General features: G+C 61.9%; 22 protein-coding genes. 20 read left to right on the plus strand and 2 right to left on the minus strand.

The window, feature by feature from the left end; translation table 11 throughout:
• Positions 1-58 precede the first annotated feature (58 nt).
• The 10 genes from GTP27_RS03535 (at position 59) to GTP27_RS03580 (ending at position 10,233) form a co-directional block, all read left to right on the plus strand.
• Entirely contained in the window at positions 59-949 is an 891-nt protein-coding gene (locus GTP27_RS03535) for a YicC/YloC family endoribonuclease (protein WP_161038182.1), read from the plus strand.
• A 383-nt stretch (positions 950-1,332) separates the two neighbouring features.
• Positions 1,333-1,860 (plus strand): FxDxF family PEP-CTERM protein, encoded by a 528-nt coding sequence (locus GTP27_RS03540; protein ID WP_161037813.1) that lies wholly within the window; start codon positions 1,333-1,335, stop codon positions 1,858-1,860.
• A gap of 68 nt (positions 1,861-1,928) precedes the next feature.
• Complete coding sequence (locus GTP27_RS03545) at positions 1,929-2,438, plus strand: hypothetical protein (RefSeq protein ID WP_161037814.1); 510 nt, start codon at positions 1,929-1,931, stop codon at positions 2,436-2,438.
• A 113-nt stretch (positions 2,439-2,551) separates the two neighbouring features.
• On the plus strand, positions 2,552-3,982 hold the full coding sequence (locus GTP27_RS03550) for a putative bifunctional diguanylate cyclase/phosphodiesterase (RefSeq protein ID WP_229633368.1): 1,431 nt from the start codon (positions 2,552-2,554) through the stop codon (positions 3,980-3,982).
• A 42-nt stretch (positions 3,983-4,024) separates the two neighbouring features.
• Positions 4,025-5,485, plus strand: coding sequence for an ATPase domain-containing protein (locus tag GTP27_RS03555; protein ID WP_161037815.1), 1,461 nt, complete (start codon positions 4,025-4,027; stop codon positions 5,483-5,485).
• Between the two features lie 117 nt (positions 5,486-5,602).
• On the plus strand, positions 5,603-6,424 hold the full coding sequence (locus GTP27_RS03560; RefSeq protein WP_161037816.1) for a Crp/Fnr family transcriptional regulator: 822 nt from the start codon (positions 5,603-5,605) through the stop codon (positions 6,422-6,424).
• 162 nt (positions 6,425-6,586) lie between these two features.
• Positions 6,587-6,862: a hypothetical protein gene (locus GTP27_RS03565; RefSeq protein WP_161037817.1), complete on the plus strand. Its 276-nt coding sequence runs from the start codon at positions 6,587-6,589 to the stop codon at positions 6,860-6,862.
• A gap of 109 nt (positions 6,863-6,971) precedes the next feature.
• Positions 6,972-7,610 (plus strand): guanylate kinase, encoded by a 639-nt coding sequence (gene gmk, locus GTP27_RS03570; protein ID WP_161037818.1) that lies wholly within the window; start codon positions 6,972-6,974, stop codon positions 7,608-7,610.
• 24 nt (positions 7,611-7,634) lie between these two features.
• Entirely contained in the window at positions 7,635-7,838 is a 204-nt protein-coding gene (rpoZ, locus tag GTP27_RS03575) for a DNA-directed RNA polymerase subunit omega (RefSeq protein WP_005665923.1), read from the plus strand.
• A gap of 301 nt (positions 7,839-8,139) precedes the next feature.
• Positions 8,140-10,233 (plus strand): RelA/SpoT family protein, encoded by a 2,094-nt coding sequence (locus tag GTP27_RS03580; protein ID WP_229633410.1) that lies wholly within the window; start codon positions 8,140-8,142, stop codon positions 10,231-10,233.
• Between the two features lie 63 nt (positions 10,234-10,296).
• On the opposite strand, the gene greB is transcribed toward GTP27_RS03580, so the two are convergent.
• On the minus strand, positions 10,297-10,863 hold the full coding sequence (greB, locus tag GTP27_RS03585) for a transcription elongation factor GreB (protein WP_161037819.1): 567 nt from the start codon (positions 10,861-10,863) through the stop codon (positions 10,297-10,299).
• A 174-nt stretch (positions 10,864-11,037) separates the two neighbouring features.
• Here greB and GTP27_RS03590 point away from each other — a divergent pair, with 174 nt between their 5' ends.
• From GTP27_RS03590 to GTP27_RS03635, 10 genes are all read left to right on the plus strand, one after another.
• Positions 11,038-11,685, plus strand: coding sequence for a response regulator (locus tag GTP27_RS03590; protein WP_161037820.1), 648 nt, complete (start codon positions 11,038-11,040; stop codon positions 11,683-11,685).
• Between the two features lie 151 nt (positions 11,686-11,836).
• The gene (locus tag GTP27_RS03595) at positions 11,837-13,414 is read left to right on the plus strand and encodes a GGDEF domain-containing protein (RefSeq protein WP_161037821.1); all 1,578 of its coding nucleotides are present in this window, start codon (positions 11,837-11,839) and stop codon (positions 13,412-13,414) included.
• A 300-nt stretch (positions 13,415-13,714) separates the two neighbouring features.
• A complete protein-coding gene (locus GTP27_RS03600; RefSeq protein WP_161037822.1) occupies positions 13,715-15,259 on the plus strand; it encodes a flagellin N-terminal helical domain-containing protein in 1,545 nt (514 codons plus the stop codon).
• 90 nt (positions 15,260-15,349) lie between these two features.
• Positions 15,350-15,730 (plus strand): flagellar protein FlaG, encoded by a 381-nt coding sequence (locus tag GTP27_RS03605; RefSeq protein ID WP_161037823.1) that lies wholly within the window; start codon positions 15,350-15,352, stop codon positions 15,728-15,730.
• Between the two features lie 223 nt (positions 15,731-15,953).
• Positions 15,954-18,635, plus strand: coding sequence for a flagellar filament capping protein FliD (gene fliD, locus GTP27_RS24245; protein WP_161037824.1), 2,682 nt, complete (start codon positions 15,954-15,956; stop codon positions 18,633-18,635).
• 28 nt (positions 18,636-18,663) lie between these two features.
• A complete protein-coding gene (gene fliS, locus GTP27_RS03615; RefSeq protein ID WP_161037825.1) occupies positions 18,664-19,104 on the plus strand; it encodes a flagellar export chaperone FliS in 441 nt (146 codons plus the stop codon).
• A 3-nt stretch (positions 19,105-19,107) separates the two neighbouring features.
• The gene (locus GTP27_RS03620) at positions 19,108-19,437 is read left to right on the plus strand and encodes a flagellar protein FliT (RefSeq protein ID WP_161037826.1); all 330 of its coding nucleotides are present in this window, start codon (positions 19,108-19,110) and stop codon (positions 19,435-19,437) included.
• Positions 19,438-19,451: 14 nt separating this feature from the next.
• The gene (gene fliK / locus GTP27_RS03625) at positions 19,452-21,014 is read left to right on the plus strand and encodes a flagellar hook-length control protein FliK (RefSeq protein ID WP_161037827.1); all 1,563 of its coding nucleotides are present in this window, start codon (positions 19,452-19,454) and stop codon (positions 21,012-21,014) included.
• On the plus strand, positions 21,004-21,354 hold the full coding sequence (locus GTP27_RS03630) for an EscU/YscU/HrcU family type III secretion system export apparatus switch protein (RefSeq protein ID WP_161037828.1): 351 nt from the start codon (positions 21,004-21,006) through the stop codon (positions 21,352-21,354). The genes fliK and GTP27_RS03630 overlap by 11 nt, the downstream gene beginning before the upstream one ends.
• Positions 21,354-22,112 (plus strand): flagellar brake protein, encoded by a 759-nt coding sequence (locus tag GTP27_RS03635; RefSeq protein WP_161037829.1) that lies wholly within the window; start codon positions 21,354-21,356, stop codon positions 22,110-22,112. Before GTP27_RS03630 ends, GTP27_RS03635 begins: the two co-directional genes overlap by 1 nt.
• An 81-nt stretch (positions 22,113-22,193) precedes the next feature.
• On the opposite strand, the gene fliE is transcribed toward GTP27_RS03635, so the two are convergent.
• Positions 22,194-22,541 carry a flagellar hook-basal body complex protein FliE gene (gene fliE, locus GTP27_RS03640; protein ID WP_161037830.1) on the minus strand — a complete coding sequence of 116 codons (348 nt, stop codon included), beginning with the start codon at positions 22,539-22,541 and terminating at the stop codon, positions 22,194-22,196.
• Between the last annotated feature and the right edge of the window lie 122 nt (positions 22,542-22,663).

Consider the following 22,663-nt stretch of genomic DNA (forward strand, 5'->3'; position numbering starts at 1 on the left):
TGGATAAATCACTGTTTTGTAAAGATTTAACCGGGGACATCCTTTGAGCATTTCCAGTATGACGGGCTACGCGGTCGCCACCAGCGAAAGTGCTGCGGGTACACTGACCATCGAAATCAAGAGCGTCAATTCGCGCTTTCTCGATCTACAGTTTCGAATAAACGACGATTTGCGCGCGCTGGAACCGGATTTGCGCGCAGCCATCATGGCCGCCATCACGCGCGGCAAGGTAGAACTGCGTCTGAGTTTCGGGCGCAAGGCGGCCAGTGCCGGCACGCAGGCGCTCAACCTGCCCCTATTAACCGAATTGCAACGTCTGCAATCCGAAGTCAGCAGCCACTTCCCTGCCGCGCACACCATGTCGGTGGCCGAACTGCTGCGCTGGCCCGGCGTGATCGAGGAAGCCGAAGTGGGTCAGGAATCGCTGCAGGCCGATGTGGCCGCCCTGATGACGCGCACACTGAGCGCCTTTGTCACCAGCCGCCAGCGCGAAGGCGCGGCGCTGGAAGCCATGCTGACGGCCCGCATCGATGCCATGGAAGCTATCGTCAAGCGCATCACCCCGCTGATTCCGCAGGTGGTGGCAGCGTTCCAGCAGAAAGCCGTGGAACGCATGCAGGATGCGCTGGGGCTGGCCTGCCAGGGGTCGAATTCGGCCCTGTCGCGGCAGGATGCGCTGGAACGCATCCGGCAGGAAGTGATCCTGTACGGCATCCGTATCGACGTGGCAGAAGAACTGGGCCGTCTGTCGGCACATCTGAACGAAACCCGCCACATTCTGAAAAAAGGCGGCCAGGTCGGCAAACGGCTGGACTTCATGATGCAGGAGCTGAACCGCGAAGCCAACACGCTGGGCGCCAAAGCTTCCGTCAAGGAGCTGGCCGATGCATCGATGGAACTCAAACTCTTGATCGAACAGATGCGCGAGCAGGTCCAGAACCTCGAATAAGCGCTGGCAGCGCAATGCAGCGGCCGCTGCATTGCGCTGCCCCCCCCCCTTCGCGGTCCCTCCCCCCTCCCCGCCCGCCGCCAGCCATCCCTGCACTGCGCCAGATATTTGCAGGCTTGGTGTCTTAACCCACAGATAAGCCCAGCGCCACCTGCAAGAATCACTGTATGGACGCCGCAGCAGACTGTCGCAAGCACCGGCCACACCCTCCGTCCCATCGCTAGGAATACCTGTGCAGAAGTGCACGGGTCGCACCAAAGTGCCCGCGTGTGCCCACGCCGGCACTGTTGTTCCGGCAGGCTGGGGAGCAATGCCCTGCGCGCGCCGCGCTGTACTCGCCGCCCGATCTCCGGGTGGCGAGAATGTCTTTATGGGGAAACCAAATGACTACCAAGTGGATTTACGCAGCACTCACCGTGCTCGCCATCATGCCAGCCGCACACGCCAACAACCTGAACGTAAATGCTGGCATACTGCCCATTACACCGCTCGCACCGTATGCCCACGTATTCAATCACGATGCCAGCAGCTTTACCGACACGGTCGATTTCTACTTGAGCACCAGTACCCTGGATAGTTCTGTCAATGCGCTCAATGTATCGCTACAGAACCTGAGCGTATTGAATATTCATGACCTCAGTTACACCGTCTGGGGCGGCAGTGCCGGCAATGACGTTACCGCCTATGGCACTTATGCGGGCACGAACACCAGTTACAGCCTCACTGGTCTGATGCCCGGCAACTACCATCTGAACATCTCGGGCGTGGCCGATGGCAGCGGCGGCGGCGCCTACGGTCTGGCCATGGCTGCCAGTGTGCCCGAGCCGGAATCGGTGGGCATGCTGCTAGTGGGACTGGGCCTGCTGGGCATCGTGCAACGTCGCCGCAGCGCCCGTAAAGACGCCAAGTAAGTGCCGCACGCCGCCCTCAAGGGCGGCCAACGCAAGACTGGCTGAGCGTCGGATGACTGGAACCCGCTATGAGCACCGCACAGCACTACCCGCAGGCACTGCTGACATGGCTCGATGCTAGCCCGGCAGCACAGCTTGGCGAGCGCAGTATCCGTATGTGGCAGACCATCAGCGCAGTGTTGCAGCCCATCATAGGCAGCGCAGCCATGTTCACGCTGCTTGATCGCTGCCAGCAACTACATCAGACCGCCTATCCCTGGCTGGCCGACAGCACCTCGCAACAGCAGCAATTCGCAGTGCTGCAGCAACGCCTGGCCGAGCACAGCGACGAACAAGCCCTGAATGCCAACAAGATCCTGCTGCTAAGCTTTTACGAAGCACTCACCAATATGATAGGACGGCCCTTGCTGGAAACCTGCTCGATGCCGCCGCTAGCCAGCTGCAGGAGAGCTGGCCCAGAGCCAAGCCACGCAGCCTCCATAGCCGCGACCAGCAGCGCGCCCGCCATACGCCGGCAAGAGCAACCGGCCCGCCGGGCCCGCTCGCGCTGCCCGCCGAATACTGGGCGCAGCTGCTAGACACCCTGCACCAGCGGCCCCGGCGGCGCTCTTTGCGCGGAGCACGCGCGCAGGGGCCGGCGCGCCTGCTCGCCAGCGTCTGGCCGCGCCAGCATCTGCATCGCAATGAACGCTTGTCTCCGCTCCTCCAGCAGGCGCTGTTACGCCAGAGCTGGCAACTGCGCCAGGCCAACCACCATCTGGTCGCCGCCATCCTCGCCGCCCAGCTCACCACCGATGTGGTACGCAAGGCGCGCGACCAGATGGCCTATATGCTGCACCATGATCCCTTGACCCACCTGCCCAACCGGATACTGCTGATGGAACGGCTGGTCCAGGCGATCGCCATGGCGCGCCGGCAGAACAGCTGCATGGCGGTGCTGTTCATCGATCTGGACCGTTTTAAAGTCATCAACGATTCTCTCGGACACGGCATGGGCGATCTGCTGCTGCAAGCGGTCGCGCAACGCCTGCAAGCACAGCTGCGCACCAGCGATACGGCCAGCCGCCAGGGCGGCGATGAATTCATCATCCTGCTTAGCGAAATCAGCAATGAACGGGGCGTGGCCGAACTGGCCGAAAAACTCTGCCATTCGATAGCGCAGCCCTACCACCTGAACGGTGCCATTGCGCATATCGGCTGTACCATCGGCATCAGCCTGTTTCCCGCCGATGGCGACGATCCGGAACTGCTGATCCGCAATGCCGATGTCGCGATGTACCACGGCAAACAGCGGGGCCGTAACCGCTGGTATTTCTACCGTACCGAGATGAATCTGCGCGCCGTCGAGCGCCAGCGCACCGAAGCCGATCTGCACCGGGCCTTGCGTCTGGGCGAGTTCGAACTCTACTATCAGCCCCGCGTTGATCTGGCCAGCCTGCGCATTGCCGGCGCAGAAGCGCTGCTGCGCTGGCATTGCCCGACGCGGGGCATGATGGCGCCCGAGCGCTTCATTCCCGTCGCCGAAGAGTGCGGCCTGATCGTACCGATAGGCCAGTGGGTGCTTCGTCAGGTCTGCTTCCAGCTGGCGCGCTGGCAACAGGAGGGTCTGCAGCTGCCTACCCTGTCCATCAACATCTCCACACTGGAATTCCGCACCGAGAGTTTTACGCCGGCACTGCGCATGGCCCTGGCCGACAGTGGCGTCGATGCCGGACGGATCGAACTGGAAATCACCGAAGGCGTGCTGATGAATGATGCGCGGGCCAGCGGCACCCTGCTCAACGAACTGAAAACCATAGGCGTAAAAATCGCCATCGACGACTTCGGCACTGGTTATTCCAGCCTCAGCTACTTGCACCGCTTCCCCATCGATGTACTGAAAATCGATCAGTCGTTTATCCGCGACATCGACCAGGCCAGCGATAGCGGCGCCATCGTCAATGCGGTGATCGCCATGGGCCACAGCCTGGGCCAGCGCGTGGTGGCCGAAGGCATAGAGCAGCCGTATCAGCTGGCATTTCTGCGCCAGCAGCAGTGCCATGAAGGGCAGGGTTTTCTATTTAGCAAACCCCTGAACGCCATCGAATTCGCCCGCTACTACCGTGCCGAGGGTCAGCCCTGACTGCGGCCATCCCACGCTATCGCCCGACAAGGACAGTCTATCATGCGCAATTCTTTCAGAATCAAACGGCTGGTCACCGCCATCCCCGGCCTCGATACCGTGCTCGGTGGCGGTTTTCCCGAATATTCCTTTAATCTGCTGGCCGGTTCGCCCGGCAGCGGCAAAACCACCCTGGCCCACCAGATCATGTTTGCGCTGGCCAGCCCGCAACGTAGCGCCATCTACTTTACCGCGCTGGGCGAACCGCCCCTGAAAACCTTGCGCTACCAGCAGCAATTCAGTTTTTTCGATCCCCATCAGGTCAATCGTTCGATCAAATTCATCAATCTGGCACCGGAATTGCTGAGCGGCGACCACGTGCAACTACTCAATTACATCAGCGAACAAGTTCAGCGCTTCGGCCCGGCGCTGGTATTCATCGACTCCTTCCGCTCCATCCTGCGCGCCAGCAGCGACCTGCAACATAACAGCCGCCGGCTGCAGCAATTCATACAGCAACTGGGGGTGCAGATGACCAGCTGGCAGGCCACCACTTTCCTGATCGGCGAGTACGAAGCGCCGCAAGTCGAGTCCAGTACCATATTCACCATCGCCGACGGCATACTCTGGCTGTCCCAGCTCAACCATCGCGACACGCTGATACGCAAAATCCAGATCATCAAGATGCGCGGCCAGGCGCAAAGTCTGGGCAAGCACCATTTCCGCATCAGCGACGACGGCATTACCATTTATCCCCGCGCCGTACTCGACCACACCCTGCCTGCCCTGCCCATAGGAGAAGCGGGGCGCCTGTCCAGCGGTATCGCTGCGCTCGACACCATGCTGGGCGGCGGCATCCCGCGCGGCTATGCGGTACTGGTGGTGGGCCCTTCGGGTGCCGGCAAGTCCATCTGTGCCAGCCAGTTCCTTCATGCCGGCATCGAAGCCGGCGAACCGGGCGTCATCGCCAGTTTCGAAAAGGGACCGGAACAGTTGCTGAACCGGCGCCTGCACCAGATGGTTGCCAGTGGCCAGGTGGGCCTGATCGACACCTTCCGGCTCGATCTGTCGCTTGATGAAATTCTGCATAACCTGCTGTCCAGAATCCAGCAGATGCAGGCCCGGCGGGTGGTTATCGATTCGCTCTCCGGCTGCGAACTGGCGCTGGCCGGACAGCTGCGCGCCGACTTCCGCGAAAACCTGAGCCGCCTGATCAGCATCCTCACCAGCCGCGGCCTGACGGTGCTGATGACGGCTGAACTGGAAGACCGGTATGGCTCGCTGAGTTTCAACGTCGATGGCAATGCCATCATGGCCGACATCATCATCATGCAGCGCTACATCGAGCTCAACGGAGCACTGCAGCGTGTCATCGCCGTCATCAAGGTACGCGGCAGCGACCATAGCAAAGCCCTGCATTTCTACCAGGTCGAGCAGGAGCAACTGGTGATCGGGGCGGCGCTGAGCGACTATCGCGGCATACTGACGGGCCAGCCGGCCGCTGCCACAGGCCAGAATAGCTGAATTCGCTTGACACAGCATAGGCATAGGCCGACTATCAGAAGAGAGCGCCTGTTAGAGCGAGTAGCTATGCCGCCTCGCCGGGATTCCAGCCGGCTTATCCCTGAAGGAGCTCGCGCTATGTCCAGCCTCATCCCCCCGCAGCGCAACCACCTGCTGGCAGCGCTGCCGCCAGCGGAACTGGCGCGCATGCTGCCCCATCTGCAACTGCTGACGCTGCAACGCAAGCAGATGCTGCACCGCTGCGGCGAGCGCATCGCCTATGCCTATTTCCCCGTCACAGCCGTGCTGAGCATCGACTATATACTGGAGAATGGCGATACCGCAGAAATCCTCAACATCGGCAGGGAGGGGCTGCTCGGCATCAGCCTCTGTATGGCCACGCACCACGCGGTGGAGCGCGCCAGCGTGCACACGACGGGCTATGCCTACCGCATCGGCGCCGCGCAGTTATTAAGCGAGTTTTACCGTAACGGACAACTGATGCGCCTACTCTTAGGCTATACCCAGCAGCGCCTGAACCGCATCAGCCTGTCGGCCATCTGCAACCGCCACCACTCGCTCGAACAGCGCCTGTGCCGCTATCTGCTGGAGATGCTAGACCGCGGCACCAGCCGCGAGCTCGAATGCACCCAGGAAGCGCTGGGGGCCATCCTCGGGGTCAGACGCGAAGGCGTGACCGAAGCGGTGCGGCGCTTGCAACTGCTGGGCGTGCTCCACTGGAGCCGTGGCCGGGTCAGACTGCTGTCCCGCGCCGGACTGGAAGCCCATGCTTGCGAATGCTATCAGGTACTGCGCAAACAGACTGCGCGCCCCGCCATCGCCCTGCTCGACCTGCCGGCCCATCTGCTACCGGAACGGCGCGCCGGCTTGCTGGTCAGCGGGCGGCGCGTCGTGGCCGAGCGCCGGCGAAGCTGGCAATTGCTAGCCGAGGCCAGCTAGCGGCAAGGCATGGATAGCCGGCCGGTATCGATCGCGCCGCACGATAGCAAAGCACACCATCGCGGTCGGTCCAGCGATGTTATCGTCTTGTATTGCGCTTTTGCGTTTCTTTGTAGGCGACTTTGCCGGGAAAGTGCAGCGTACCTCAGCCAGGAGAACCGCATGTCCCCCCTACCGCACAATCGCCGCCTGACCGGCCTGCAGAGTCTCATCATCGATCATGGACTGGGTCTGGCCCAGTTGCATGGCTGGTCCTACGCGCTCGCCTATCTGATCCATAAACAAACCAGCCCGCTGCTGATCCAGCGCCTGCTGACAGCGGGGCCGCGCGTGCGCAGCATGCCCGCGCGCGGCCGCGCCAGCCTGGCCGCCGCCTGGCCCGAAGACCGGGCCATGGGCGAACTATTCCAGTCGCTCCATCTGCGTCGCCGAACCTGAGGCCGGCGCGCGCCGCGCTGACGGCCGCAACCGACAATTTGGAACGGCTGGTAGGCTCTTGGTAGAATACGCCTTTGGGCGCTCACTGCCCACCTCAGGAAAGATCACGATGAGCTTAACCAACGCATTTGCAGGCAGCCTGTTCATGGTCGTCGCCCCCTCGGGCGCCGGCAAGTCCACGCTGGTCAATGCCTTGCTGGCGCAGGAGCCCAGCATCAAACTGTCGATCTCGACCACCACCCGGCCGCCGCGTCCGGGCGAGACCCACGGCAAGGAATACTACTTTACGACGGCAGAAGATTTCGAGCAGCGCGCCGAAGCAGGCGAGTTTCTGGAGTGGGCCGAAGTGCACGGCAATTACTATGGCACTTCGCGCATCATGATCGAACAGCAGATGAAGACGGGTACCGACATCCTGCTGGAAATCGACTGGCAGGGCGCGCGCCAGGTGAAGAAGCAGTTCCCCCAGGCGGCCGGTATTTTCATCCTGCCGCCATCGATCGACGCGCTGGAAGAGCGCCTGAAAAAACGCGCAACCGATGCACCGCACGTGATCACGCGCCGGCTGCTGGCAGCAGGCGGCGAAATCGCCCACGCTCCCGAGTTCGAGTATGCTATTATCAACGAAGAATTTGCCGTCGCACTCAGTGAATTGACGGCGATAGTCAGAGCGGCCCGCTGCCGGTTTGCGCAACAGGCGGCACGCAACGCCTCGCTGTTTGCCCAACTGGGTATCCACGCTGAATAAATACACAAGATTTTAGGAGTTATGATGGCCCGTATTACTATTGAAGATTGTCTGAAAAACGTCCCTAACCGCTTCCAGCTGACCCTGGCCGCGACCTACCGTGCACGCCAGCTGCTGCAAGGCCATACGCCTAAAGTGGAAGCCAAGGACAAGCCTACCGTGGTGGCCCTGCGTGAAATCGCTGCCGGTAAAGTCGGTCTGGAAATGTTGAAAAAGGTACCAATGTAATCAAGCTGGTTCCTTCATGAATCAGCTCACTGCCGCTCAGTCTCCGGCCAGCTCTGGCCAGAGCACCACACCCGCCGAACCGGATCGCACGCCGGTTGCGGTAGCGGCCAGCCCGCAGGCTGGCAGCGGCAGTGATGCCAGCACCCATGCAGCATCCTCCGCTGCACCGGCTGCCCCACTCCCGGCTTCATCCTCTTCTACCGCTGCTCCTTCTGTGATTGCTACGTCGCCTCTGGCTGCGCCTACCGTAACTGCGGGCGTCGCTTCGATTTCCCATCTGACTGAACGCCTGGCCGAATACATGTCGGCCGCCGACCTGAAAAAGGTCAAGGAAGCCTACCGCTTCTCCGACGAGATGCATCTGGGCCAGCTGCGCAAATCGGGCGAACCGTATATCTCCCACCCGATCGCGGTGGCCGAGATCTGCGCCGACTGGAAGCTCGATGCGCAAGCCATCATGGCCGCCCTGCTGCATGATGTGATGGAAGATCAGGACGTCAAGAAGGAAGAGCTGATCGAACGCTTCGGCGCGCCCGTGGCGAATCTGGTGGACGGCCTGTCCAAGCTGGAGAAGATCGAATTCCAGAGCCAGATCGAAGCGCAGGCGGAGAACTTCCGCAAGATGCTGCTGGCCATGGCCTCCGATGTGCGCGTCATCCTGATCAAGCTGGCGGACCGGCTGCACAATATGCGCACCATGGAAGTGATGGCGCCTGCCAAGAAGGCGCGTATCTCGTCCGAGACGATGGATGTGTATGTGCCGATTGCGCACCGCCTCGGCCTGAACAATATCTACCGCGAGCTACAGGACCTGTCGTTTTCGCACCTGCACCCCATGCGCTACCGCACGCTGGCCAAAGCCGTCAAGGCAGCGCGCGGCAATCGCCGCGAGGTGGTCAGGAAAATTCTCGACTCCGTCACCAATACGCTGGCGCTGGCGAATATTCCGGCCGAAGTATACGGCCGCGAAAAAACCCTGTACGGCATCTACAAGAAGATGCGCAGCAAGCACCTGTCGTTCTCGCAGGTGCTGGACGTGTACGGCTTCCGCGTGGTGGTCGACAGCTTCCCCAACTGCTACGTGGCACTGGGCACGCTGCACTCGCTGTACAAGCCCATGCCGGGCAAGTTCAAGGACTATATCGCCATCCGCAAACTGAATGGCTACCAGTCGCTGCATACTACCCTGATCGGCCCTTACGGCACGCCGGTAGAGTTCCAGATCCGCACTCAGGAAATGCACCGCACGGCCGAATCGGGCGTGGCGGCGCACTGGCTGTACAAGAACGGCGACGCCAATCTGTCCGACCTGCAGCAGCGCACCCACGCCTGGCTGCAGTCGCTGCTCGATATCCAGCAGCAGACCGGCGATTCGGCCGAGTTCCTCGAACACGTCAAAGTCGACCTGTTCCCCGATTCGGTGTATGTGTTCACGCCCAAATCGAAAATCATTGCGCTGCCGCGCGGCGCCACGGCCGTCGACTTTGCCTATTCCATCCATACGGGCATAGGCGACCATACGGTATCGGTCACCATCAACAACGAGGCGGCGTCGCTGCGCACCGAATTGCGCAACGGCGATATCGTGGAAATCGTCACCGATCCGAACTCGCGCCCTAGCCCCAGCTGGCTGTCGTTCGTGCGCACGGGTAAAGCCCGCTCGGCCATCCGCCACCATCTGCGCACCATCAACCTGCCGGAATCGATCACGCTGGGCCGCCAGCTGCTGTCGCATGCGCTGTCTTCGCTGGGCCTGAATCAGGAACTCGAAGACGGGCTGGTGGAACGCCTGCTCAACGAATCTAGCGCCAAGTCGCTCGACCAGCTGTATGCCGACATCGGCATCGGCAAGCGCATGGCGGCACTGGTGGCACGCCACATCCTCGGCCTGCGCGGCGGCGAATCGGCCAGCGGCCCGGTCGATCATAACAATGCGGCCGAACTCGATCCCGTCACCATCTGCGGCAGCGAAGGCGTATCGGTCCAGCTGGCGCCGTGCTGCATGCCTATCCCGGGCGATTCCATCATCGGCCAGCTGCGCCGTGATCAGGGCCTGCTGGTACACACCTTCGATTGCGTGCTGGCCAAGCGCCAGAAAGCCAAGGAGCCGGAACGCTGGATCGCCGTCAAGTGGGGCACGGAACTGAACCGCCGCTTCGACAGCCGTATCAAGCTGCTGATCAATAACGAGAAGGGCATCCTCGCCCGCGTGGCCGCCGAAATCGGCGAGTCCGATGCCAATATCACCTATGTGGGCATGGACGAGGACAAGGAACACGTGCTGCACCAGCTGCGCTTCACCATACAGGTAAAAGACCGCGTGCATCTGGCGGCCCTGCTGCGCAATGTGCGCCGTGTGGCCGGGGTCAACCGCGTGCTGCGCGAACGCAGCTAGCCACGCTGCAGCGCTGCGCTGCCTGCCCGTAAAGTCCTACGCTGGCGGCAGCGCGTAACACGTCTAGTCGGCCGCTGGCGCCGGATAGCTCACTTGCAGAATTTCCAGTTCATCCACACCATGCGGTGCGTGGAAGATGATCACATCGCCTTCCCGCGCCTTGGTCAGCGCGCGCGCCACCGGCGCCACCCAGCTGATCTTGCCGTTGAGGGGATCAAGCTCGTCGATGCCGACGATGGTGATGGTGCGCTCCTGCCCATGCTGGTCGCAATAGGTGACCGTGGCGCCGAAGAAGATCTGGTCGGAGCCATGGTGCACGCTGGGGTCGACCACGGCCGCCAGATCCATGCGCTTGGTCAAGAAGCGGATGCGCCGGTCGATCTCGCGCAGACGCCGTTTGCCGTAGATGTAGTCGCCGTTTTCGGAGCGGTCGCCATTCGAGGCGGCCCAGTGGACGATGCGCACCACTTCCGGCCGGTCGACGTCGATCAGCTGCAGCAGTTCATCCTTGATGCGCTGGTAGCCCGCAGGCGTAATGTAATTTTTCGAACCGGGCGGAATGGCGAGCGCCAGTGCGGCGGCTTCGTCATCGTCGTCGCCATCGGATTCTTTCACAAAGGCTTTATTCATAAGCTTATTGTAGCTCTTATTGTTGCCATTTACGCGCCCGCGCACTGTTGTAGCACCGCCCGAATTTCCCCTCAGCGACTATGCTTTCACGTATGATGCAGGCGACAGCCGACCTAACTCTGGCGTAGCAACTCAGGTAGCAACTCAGGTAGTAAATCAGGAAGACCTAGCCTCATGTCTGAAAAGAACCGCATCAAAATCTTTATCGCCGACGAACACGCCATCGTGCGCGAGGGTTTGAAACATGTGCTGGCCGGCACCCTCGACCTGCAATTCGGCGGCGAAGCCGATAACGGCCTCGACGCCATCCGCCTGCTGCGCAAAGCCCGCTGTCAGGTGCTGCTGCTGGAAATCGCCCTGCCCGACCGTAGCGGCATCGAAGTGCTGAAGCAGATCCGCAAGGACCACCCCGAACTGGCCGTGCTGATCTTCTCCCAGCAGCGCGAAGAACAATATGCGCTGCGTGCGCTCAAAGCCGGTGCAGCCGGCTATCTGGGCAAGCAGTGCGCACCGGCAGAACTGCTGGAGGCGATCCGTCAGGTAGCCGGCGGCCTTAAATATGTGAGCGCCACGCTGGCCCAGCAACTGGCCAACCACGTGGGCGTAGACCATCTGGCGCCACCGCACGAAAGCCTGTCCGACCGCGAATACCAGACCCTGACCATGATAGCTTCCGGCAAGACCGTCAGCAGCATCGCGCGCGAGCTGTCGCTCTCGGTCAAGACGGTGAGCGAATACCGTGCCCGTCTGCTGGTTAAAATGCAGCTGAAAAACAGCGCGGAACTGACGCACTACGCAATCCGCAACCACTTGGTAGAATAAAAAGACATACGGCGGGCCGCAGTGCCGACGGCTTGCCGTTTATTAATGCCAAAAAGAAATAGGCTTTCTACCCTCTACTCGGGGGAATGGCGAGCTCGACTGGCACTTAAGATGTTAAGAACGAGTCTATCTTCACGAGGTCGCGCTTCACATGTCCAGCAAACCGAACACTCCCGAGCAGAATCCGGCCGAGATCGCGCGCGAAGCTTTCCGCCGACTGGCCCTGCGGCGCGTTGCGCCCACGCCGGAGGCCTACCGCGACATCTACCATGAAATCGCCGGCACCCAGGCCGTCGCCCCCGCCACGCCGCTGGGCGCAGTCGATCCCGGCCCCGAATCCGTACTGAGCCAGTTTGCCAACCGGCTCGGCGAACAGAGCCAGGGCGATCTGGCCGATTTTGGCCGGCGCTGCCAGCGCGCGCTCAAGACGCGCGACTGGGATGGCTATGGCCGCGCCCTCAGCCAGCTGGCGGAAAAACATCTGCAGCCCAAACGCGGCATCGAAGTCGCCGGTCTGGGCGACGACGAACAGACCCGCACCCTGCGCGACCTGCTCAGCCGCACCCTCACCTATGCGGTCGCCTCGCTGCTCAGCGGCACCCCCGTCCTGGTGGCCGAAGCGGAATCGCTCGGCGCTGCCACCAAGCTGGCCCACAGCGAGGAAGCACTGGCCGATATCGCCGTGCGCCTCAAGCAGCTGTGCTACCAGATCGAATTGCGCGGCGGCGATAGCGCGGAACAGCAGGAATTGCTGCTGCGCCTGTTCCGCCTGCTGCTGGAAAACGTGGGCGAACTGCTCGATGACGATAGCTGGCTGCGCGGCCAGATCGAAGCCGTGCAGCACCTGATTGCCGGTCCGCTCGATGTACGGGCGCTGGAAGAAGCCACGCGCAGCCTGAAGGAAGTCATCTATAAACAGGGCCAGCTCAAGCACAGCCTGTCGGACGTCAAGCTCACCGTCAAGAATATGATGATGACTTTTATCGACCGGCTCGGCCAGGTAGCGGCCTCGACCGGCGACTTCCACGAGAAAATCGGCGGCTATTCGGAAAAGATCAGCAAGGCCGACAATATCGCCGAGCTCAATACCATCCTCGACGACGTGCTGCGCGAAACCCGCCTGGTGCAGAGCGAAGCGCTGAAAGCGCGCGACAAGATGGTGCTGGCCCAGCAGGAAGTGCACGATGCCGAACAGCGCATCCACCAGCTGGAAGCCAAGCTGCAGCACTTGAGCGAACTGGTGCGCGAAGACCAGCTCACAGGCAGCCTCAACCGGCGCGGCCTCGATGACGTGTTCGAACGCGAAACGGCCCGCTCCGACCGGCGCGGCACGCCGCTGTGCATCGCCATCCTCGATCTCGATGATTTCAAGAAGCTCAACGACACCTACGGCCACATTGCCGGCGATGGCGCCCTCAAGCATCTGGTCAAGATCGTCAAGGATACGCTGCGCTCGATGGATGTGATCGCCCGCTTCGGCGGCGAGGAGTTCCTCATCCTGATGCCGGAAACCACGGTGGAAGCGGCCACCAGCACCATGACCCGGCTGCAGCGCGAGCTGACCAAGCACTTCTTCCTGCACGATAACGAGAAAGTGCTGATCACCTTCTCGGCCGGCGTCGCCCTGCGCCGCCCCAATGAGGACCAGACCGAACTGGTCAAACGCGCCGACAAGGCCATGTACACGGCCAAGCAGACGGGTAAAAACCGTGTCGTCGTTGCAGATTAAATAAGCAAATCAGCGTTTTCCTAGGGAGCCCGGCTTGTGCCGGGCTTTTTTTTGCATGAAAACTTGAGCGAAAAATAAATTTTTTCGCCCTAAAGTTTCTGCTTTTGCCGTCGTTTAGACGCCCAGCAGCACGGAACTTGAGGCGTTTCCAACAAAATTTTGCGGCTTTTTTACCCTAAATTTTTCCCGCACGGCAACCGTTAGTCATCACAACAGCGGTTTGATTGTCTCGGAATAAGGAGGCAGACCAATGGGAATGAGCAAATAGCCCAATCGAAGTATTAAGTCTGGAGAAACATCATGGCACAAGTCATCAATACCAACCTTGCATCGCTGAATTCGCAACGTAACCTGACCACCTCGCAAGCATCCCTGTCGACCTCGCTGCAACGCCTGTCCTCGGGTCTGCGTATTAACAGCGCTAAAGACGACGCTGCCGGTCTGGCTATTTCGGAGCGTTTCACCTCGCAAATTCGCGGTAATACGACGGCTGCACGCAACGCCAACGACGGTATCTCGCTGGCGCAAACGGCCGAGGGTGGCTTGAGCACCGCCGGCGATCTGCTGCAACGTATCCGCGAACTGGCTGTTCAATCGGCCAACGGCACCAACTCCGATTCCGACCGTAAATCGATCCAGGGTGAGGTTTCCGCTCTGTCGAACGAACTGAACCGCGTGGCCAACACCACCCAGTTCAACGGCCAGAACGTACTGGACGGCTCGCTGACCTCCTCGCAATTCCAGGTCGGTGCTAACGCCAACCAAACCATCAACGTGGGCGTGCAATCGGCCAAAGCTACCGACATCGGCAACAACGCACTGGCTGCCCTGTACGGCAACACCGCCGGCAGCGCCAATGCTGCGACGGCTACCACCGCTAACGGTGTACAGGCCCAGACCCTGACCGTCACTTCCGGCAGCGGCGTGAGCACCAGCGTCGACGTCAAACTGGCTGATAGCGCGAAAAAAATTGCGGCTTCCGTCAATGCACTGAGCGGCACTTCGGGTGTTACGGCTACCGCTTCCACCACTGCTACCCTGTCGGGTCCTGCCGCTACCGGCTTCGCTGACGGCTCGCTGCAATTCACCCTGCGTGGCGACAACTCGATCGAAGCCGATGCCAACTCGACCGCTGTGACCATCTCGGCCAAAATCAAAGGCGGCGATCTGTCGGCAGTAGCCCAGGCCATCAATGCGCAAGTCGGCACCACCGGCATCAGCGCAACGATCCAGACCAACGGCACCACCCACAACAAAGAGATCAAACTGAGCAACGCTTCCGGCGCTGACATCCAGATCACCAACACCAATGCCGCTGCCGACGACTCGCTGGCCGCTGCGGCACTGCGTGGTCCGGATCAGCCAGCCAACGGCTCGGTAGCTGCGATAGAAGGTACCCAGCAGGTGATCGGTGCTTCGGGCAGCTCGAGCACGGTAGGCGGCCACCTCGACTTCTCGTCGGAAAGCGGCTTCACCATCAGCTCGACCACCACCGACCTCGTTGCGGCTTCGACCGGTTCGGATCTGCAATCGGTCGCCAAAATCGACGTCAGCACGGTAGACGGTTCGAACAAAGCACTGAAAACGCTGGACGCTGCTCTGAACCAGATCAACTCCAACCGCGCTGCACTCGGTGCGATCCAGAACCGCTTTGCTTCGACCATCTCGAACCTGAACATCGCGACCGAGAATCTGTCGGCATCGCGTAGCCGGATTCAGGATACCGACTTCGCTGCAGAAACCGCCAGCCTCACCCGCGGTCAGATCCTGCAACAGGCTGGTACCGCGATCCTGGCCCAGGCGAACTCGCTGCCTAACGGTGTGCTGTCGCTGCTGCGTGGCTAAAATCCGGGGACGAGCTGACGTAGTATTGTCACTCTGACTAGGTTCCCCGGCTGATTAGCTCAGTCGGGGATTTTTCACAAAGGAAGCATCATGACTATCGATACTATCGGCAACAGCACGACGGCCCGCACGGTCGACCGTCCTGCCGCCAGCGAGTCGGCCGCCCCGCAAGGTGCTGCCAAGGCCCCTGCCACCGCCGTGGAAACGGCAGCCGCAGTGACCGCTTCGGCCAATGTGCCGACGCTGGATCAGGTGAAAAATGCCGTGTCGCAGCTGAATAAATCGTCGCAAGCTAAATCGCAGGGCCTGGAATTTTCCGTCGACAATGACACCAAGCGTACGGTGGTCAAAGTGGTCGATTCCGGTACCGGTGAAGTGCTGCGCCAGATTCCTTCGCCTGAAGCACTGGAAATTGCCAAATCGCTGGAGTCGAAAGCCAGCACCGGTCTGCTGATCCAGCAAACCGCCTGAAGCAACTGCGCAGTTGCGCAGTTGCACACTACCATCTCGCCACGCCGCCGTTAGCGTGCCCGCCCCTCACGGCGGCGTCTGTGTGACGCCGGGCCGTCGTTTTGCCACATCCCTGCTGCCTGTTTTTTCAGCTTTTGCCGAACTGGCGGGTATTCTCCCCTCTCAAGTCAGGTTTGATTCGGCCGATATTGTCTTATATTATTGCTTTACTTAGGAGCGCATCGTGGGCATCTCATCACCCGGCATCGGCTCAGGCATAGACGTCAACACCATCGTCAGTAAGCTGATGGCGGTGGAGTCTGCCCCGCTGGCGGATTTCGACAAGAAGTCGGCCAGTTATCTGGCCCAGGTTTCCGCTTTCGGCAACCTGTCCAGCGCGCTCAGCACTTTCCAGGGCTCGCTCTCCGGCCTGACTTCGGTTTCCAGTTTCCAGTCGCTGGTGAGCACCCCCAGCGATTCGACGGTCATGAGCGCCACGGCCAGCAGTACCGCGCAGACCGGCACCTACCGCGTCAGCATCAACCAGATCGCCTCGGCCCAGACGCTGGCATCGGGCGGCTACAAAAGCACCACGGCCACTATCGGCCTGGGCAACAAGACCACGATTAATTTCGCGCTCGGCACGGTCAGCGGCGGCACTTTCGGCCTGAGCGGCACTGCCCTCGGTGCCAGCCTGAGCACGGGTGGTCTGACGCCGGGCTCGCTGACGCTCAACAACACCGTGATCGCTACCGATGGCACGACGCGCAGCGCCCGTCTGCTGGCCGACGCCATCAATGCCAAGAGCACCACCACCGGCGTTTCGGCCAAGCCCAGCGCCACCGTCACCAGCGCCAGCCTGTTCGGCGGCTCCGGCGCCAGCAACTTCGGCGCCGTCGATACCAGTGCCGGCGGCACCTATGCTCTCACGGTAGGCGGCATCGAAATTGCCGCCCAGGCCAGCGGGGTGGCCAGCGGCGCCGGTCTGACGGCCGCCGGACTCGATACCGCACTGGCTAGCAGCGCCGTGACGCGCGCACTGGCCGATGCCAATATCACCGTCAGCGGCACGGCCGCCGATGGTACCCTGCAGTTCACCAATGCCGACGGCAGCAATATCGCCGTCACCGAGGTGGTGACCGGCAGCGTCACTGGCGGCATCGGCAATAGCGGCACGGCCAATACCGGCTCCAGCAGCACCGCCGTGGGCAGCATCGCGCTGGTCTCGGCCGATGGCAGCCCGATTACCGTGGGCGGCACCAATCCGGCCGGTGCCGGGTTCACCGCCGGCACGGGGGGCGCCTACATCGGTGCCAGCTTTGCCGCCGATGCCACCCGTACCAGCGGCAACATCGTCATCGACAGTACCAACAACACCCTGCAAGGCATCCTCGATGCCATCAACAAGGGCAATTTCGGCGTCACCGCCAGCATCGTGTCGGATGGTTCCAGCGGCACCGGCGCCACCCCTAATCACCTGATCCTGACCTCCAGCGCCACCGGGGTGAGTTCCACCATGAAGATTACGCTGGCCGGCTCGGGCGGCAATCCGCCCGACCCCGATCTGGTGGCGCTGCTCGGCTACGATCCGGCCGGCACCCAGAATCTGAGCCAGAAAGCCGCGGCTGCCGATACCCGCGCCAGCGTCAACGGCATCGCCGTGACCAGTTCCGGCACCAGCATTACGGGAGCGATTGCCGGCGTCAGCATCAGCGCACTAGCGGTGGGCAATTCGACCCTGACCGTGGCCAAGGACAGCAGCTCGCTGACCACCTCGGTAAACAACTTTGTCAAAGCGTACAACGATCTGAACGGCCAGATCGTGTCGCTGGGCGCCTACAATGCCGATACCAAATCCGGCGGTCCGCTGCTGGGCGACACCACCTTGCGCAGCCTGCAGGCGGGCATACGGCGCCAGCTGTCGACCTCGATTACCGGGCTGCGCGGCACCAGCCTGACCAATCTGTCGCAGATCGGCATTTCCTTCCAGAAGGACGGCACGCTGGCGCTGGACAATGCCAAGCTGCAGAAGTCCATCAACAGCAATTTCAACGATATTGCCGGTCTGTTCGCAGCCGTGGGGCGCGGTACCGACCCCGATGTCAAGTTCGTCAGCTCGGGCACGAACACCAAGGCGGGCGACTACGCGCTCAACATTACCCAGCTGGCCACCCAGGGCACGCTGCAGGGCAGCGTGGTCTTGCCGGCGGAAACCACCATCGACAGCGATACCACCTGGACGGTTACGCTGAATGACACGACGCCGCCCACGCTGGCCAATACCGCCACCATCAGCCTGCCGGCCGGCACCTATAATCCCAGCCAGCTGGCGACGCTGCTGCAATCGTCCATCAACGGCGTGTCGGCATTCTCGAATGCCGGCGCGACGGTGACCGCTACGGTAGGCGATGACGGCAAGCTCAAGCTGCAATCGACCCGCTACGGCTCGAAATCGAATATCCATCTGATTACTGCCAGCGGCACCGACACCAGCGCCGTGTTCGGCTCGGGCAGCTCGGTGGATGGTCTGGATGTAGCCGGCACTATCGGCGGCTACACCGCCACCGGCGATGGCCAGAACCTGACCGGCGCAGCCGGGGCACCGGTCGATGGGCTGAAACTGACGGTCACCGGCGATGCGCTGGGCAACCGCGGCAACTTCGGCTTTTCCCAGGGCTATGCCTACCAGCTCAATGCGCTGGCCGCCAGCTATCTGGGCCCTAAAGGCGCTATTACCGGTCGTACCACGGGTCTGAATAATTCGGTAAAAGACATTACGACCCAAAAAGATGCTTTTAATTCGCGATTGACGGACATCGAAGCGCGTTATCGTAAGCAATATACGGCACTCGATACTTCGATTGCCAGTATGAATAAAACCGCGTCATTCCTGACGCAACAGTTCGCCGCCCTCAGCAAAGGCTAGGCGCGAACGCTTTAACAGGAGAGTGAGTATGTTCGGATCCCGACAAACTGGCGTGCATGCCTATGCCAAGGTAGGTATGGAAACCGGCGTTGTAGCCGCCAGTCCCCACAAGCTCATCGTCATGCTGTTCGACGGTGCACTGGTGGCGCTGGGCACGGCGCTGCATAGCATGCGCGACGGCAATATCGGCGAAAAAGGCAAGTCGATCTCCAAAGCCATCATGATTATTGATAGCGGCCTGCGTGCCGCGCTCGACAAGAAGGCCGGCGGGGAAATTGCCGAAGGCCTCGATGCGCTGTACGAGTACATGAGTGCCCGTCTGCTGACGGCCAATCTCAACAACGACCCTAGCATCCTGGAAGAAGTCCAGCGCCTGCTGACCGAATTGCGCGATGCCTGGAATGCGATTGCCGACACGCCCGCCGTCACTGGCCAGCCTGCCCCTACCCCTTCTCTCGCGAGCGCCTGATACATGATGAACCACCACGATGTCTTAGCAGTCTATGCAGCCATGGCCGACCTGACCGAACAGATGGTAATGGCGGCCCAGCGCAGCGACTGGGACCAGCTGGTACTGCTCGAGCACGCTTGCGCCGCCCATGTGCAGACCTTGCGCGAGCACGATCAGGGTACGCCCATGCGCGGCGCCGAACGCGAGCGCAAGATCGAACTGATACGCCAGATGCTCAATGCCGACCGCCAGATCCGCGACCTGACCATGCCGTGGATGGCGCAACTGTCGAAACTGCTCAGTGCCTCCGGCACGGAACGGCGCGTACTCAACGCCTACGGTAGCGTCTAACCGCGCTGATCGCCATGCTGCCCAGCCCGCTGACCATCACGCCCGTCGGCGCAGTCACGGCAGCCGGCCCGGCCGTCGCCATCGGCGATGGCCGTCAGGCCGCCTTCCAGCGCGCACTGCAAAGTCTGGTAGGCCAGTCCGTCACGGGCGAAGTGCTCTCGCGCTTCAGTGATGGCAGCTTCATGGTCAATGTGGCCGAACATGCCGTACGCATGCAGCTACCGGCCGATGCCAGCGTAGGCAGCCGCCTGCCCCTCACCGTCCTCAGCGCCGAACCGCGCGCCACTTTCGAACTCAACCAGCCCAGTAGCAGCGTGGTGCTCTATGGCGAAGCCCACACGCCGGCCGGCACGGGCGATCTGTATAGCCCGGGCACGGCAGGCAGCGGCGCGGCAGCACCCGCTGCAGCGGGTGCTGGCACAGCCAGCGCCGTCGGCAATGGCACCGCCAGCGCTACGGCCAGCACCGGCCCCAACACCGGCGCGAGCAGTGCCAGCAACGCGGCGGCCCTAGCAGCGCAGGCCGAGTTCGGCGCTGCAGGCCAGCCTGCCCTTGCCGGTAGCGCAGCCCTTCCGGCTGCGGCAGCCGGCACGGCCGCCCAGCTTGCCGCTGCGGCAGGCTATCCGGCACTGGCTGCCGGCGTCAGCCTGAACGGCGCCCCCGCCAGCCGCAGCAATTCCGCCAGCCACGCCTTGCTCCCCGCCAGCGAGGATGAGGCCGCCGGCACCAACAGCCCCCGGCCAGCGGGCGCCAATGCGGGCCATGCCACGGCCGGCGTCAACACGGCCAGCCAGACTGGCCGTACCCACAGTGCCGCCGCCAGCCTGCTGGGCAAAGCACCGCTGACGCCCGTGGCCGAACTGCCCGGCCTCGATGCCGGCACCAGCCAGCCGGAACTGAGCACTGCCGCGCGCATCCTCGGCTCCGTGCTGAGCCAGCCTGCTGCGGCCAGCGCCCTGCCCCTGCTCGGCAAAACCGCCCTGTTCAGCCAGGGCGCCCCCGAACCGGCGCAGCTGGCACAGACCCTGCAGAGCACCATCGAAGACAGCGGCCTGTTCTACGAATCCCATGTGGCAGCCTGGAGCCGTGGCGAACGCACGCTGGAACAGTTGCAGCGCGAGCCGCAGATGCAGCAGGCGCGCGCCAGCTCCGCCAGCAGCGCCGCTGCCGAGGCAGCCAGCCTGCCCGACCGCAGCGCTGCCCAGCAGATCAACCAGCAGTTGCTGGCCCATGAACAGGGACGGGTGCAATGGCAGGGCGAAGCATGGCCCGGCCAGCCCATGCAATGGGAAATCCAGCGCCAGAGCGAACGCCAGCCGCGCGGCCAGAGCCCTGCCGGTCAGGAGCCGACAGCGGTGTGGCGCAGCAGTCTGCGGCTGCGCTTTGCCGCTCTGGGCGAACTGTCGGCCACGATTACCATGGTGGGCCAGCAAGTCCACCTGCAATTGCAGACCGACGATGCCGCCAGCGGCGCCACCCTGCGCGCCCAGGCGGACGTGTTAGAGCAATCCATGGCGGCAGCCGGCATTGCTCTGAGTTCATGCAACATCCAGCACGGGCCAGCCCATGAAGGATGAACACAGCCCCCGCCCTGTGCCCCGTGCCGTGGCGCTGGCCTATGGCGTCAATGATGCCGCGCCCAAAGTGGTGGCCAAGGGACGCGGCCTGATCGCCGAGCAGATTATCGACATCGCGCTGGAAGCGGGCGTGTTCGTGCACGAGTCGCGCGATCTGGTGTCTTTGCTCATGGATATTGACCTGGACCAACAAATTCCGCCCACCCTCTATAGGACGATTGCGGAACTACTAGCGTGGCTATATCATATTGAATCAGCGCAAAAGTCTGGCCTGCCCGTTCCGGCGCCGCCCGACCCGCTCGCTTCACTCACCGCCACTCTCACCGATAAGCAGAACTGATGTACCCACATTTTCAGGATACGGCGCTAGAAAACTGGCACGATTTCGAAGTCGAATCGCGCAGAGAAATCATTTCCCTGCTGCGTGGCATAAGTAGCAAGAAACAGCTGATCCGCATGCTGATCCAGGGCGAGAGCGATGTCTGTGTCACCTCGATACTTGATGTCGACGAAGCCAGCAATACGGTGATCCTCGATACCGCCATCGATACGGCGCAGAACAAGCGCATCCTGTCGGCCAGCCGGCTGTCGTTCGAGACTTCGCTCGACAAGGTACGCATCCTGTTTGCTGCCGACGCCGCTTCGGCTAGCAGCTATGGCGGCCATCCGGCCTACCGCATCGCCGTCCCTCCCAGCCTGATCCGCCTGCAGCGGCGCGAGTACTACCGCATCGCCACGCCGGTCAGCAATCCCGTGCGCGTGCTGCTCAAACTGCCGGACGAGATGGGCGGCCCGACCAGCTTCCCGCTGGCCGACATCAGCTGCGGCGGCATTGCCATTCTCGACAACAAGATGGTGCTGGGCGAAGCCATCGGCCGCGAATTCAAGGAGTGCAAACTGGAATTACCTGAAATCGGCCCGGTGGTGACCGATCTGCAGGTACGCAACTCGCTGGACCTGACACTGCTCAACAACAAGAGCAACCGCCGGCTGGGCTGCGAGTTCGTCAATATTTCGCGCGGCAATCTGGCGGCCGTGCAGCGCTACATCACCCGCCTGGAACGCGAGCGTAACGCCCGCATAGCCGGTCTGAACTAGATCAACCCCGGCTTAGAAACTGTTTCAAAATGCGTGCAGCGCGGCGCGGCGACGAAGCTGCAGGCTTTTTGAACCGGGCTCTTAGACCTGCATATTCATGATGTCGTGGTAGGCCGACACCAGTTTGTTGCGCACCTGAATCGTGGCCTGGAAGTTGATACTGGCTTTCTGGGTTGCGATCATCATGTCCGACAGGCTGACGCTGTCATCGCCGAGCGCGAATTTCTGGCTCATGTCTTCCGCTTTCACCTGGCTGGCATTGACGCCGTCCAGTGCCGACTTGAGCGCATCGGCAAACTGCGCGCGTGGCGCGGCCGCCACCGCTTCGGTCTTGATGACAGGCGGGGTCAGCCCCGGACGGGCCGCGTGCGCCTTCAACTGCGCAATCATGTTCTGGATCTGCGTACTGTCGATGCCACCGGTTTTCATTGCTTACTCCGTCTTGTTGCTGCCATGGAACAAATTCCACGACATGGCGGGCCGCAGCGTTACAATACGTCACGGCTCTTTCAGTGCTAGCAGAATATCAGGGCACTAGTCCAGCGACAGTT

Source organism: Duganella qianjiadongensis (assembly GCF_009857915.1).
Classification (GTDB): Bacteria; Pseudomonadota; Gammaproteobacteria; order Burkholderiales; family Burkholderiaceae_D; genus Rugamonas; species Rugamonas qianjiadongensis.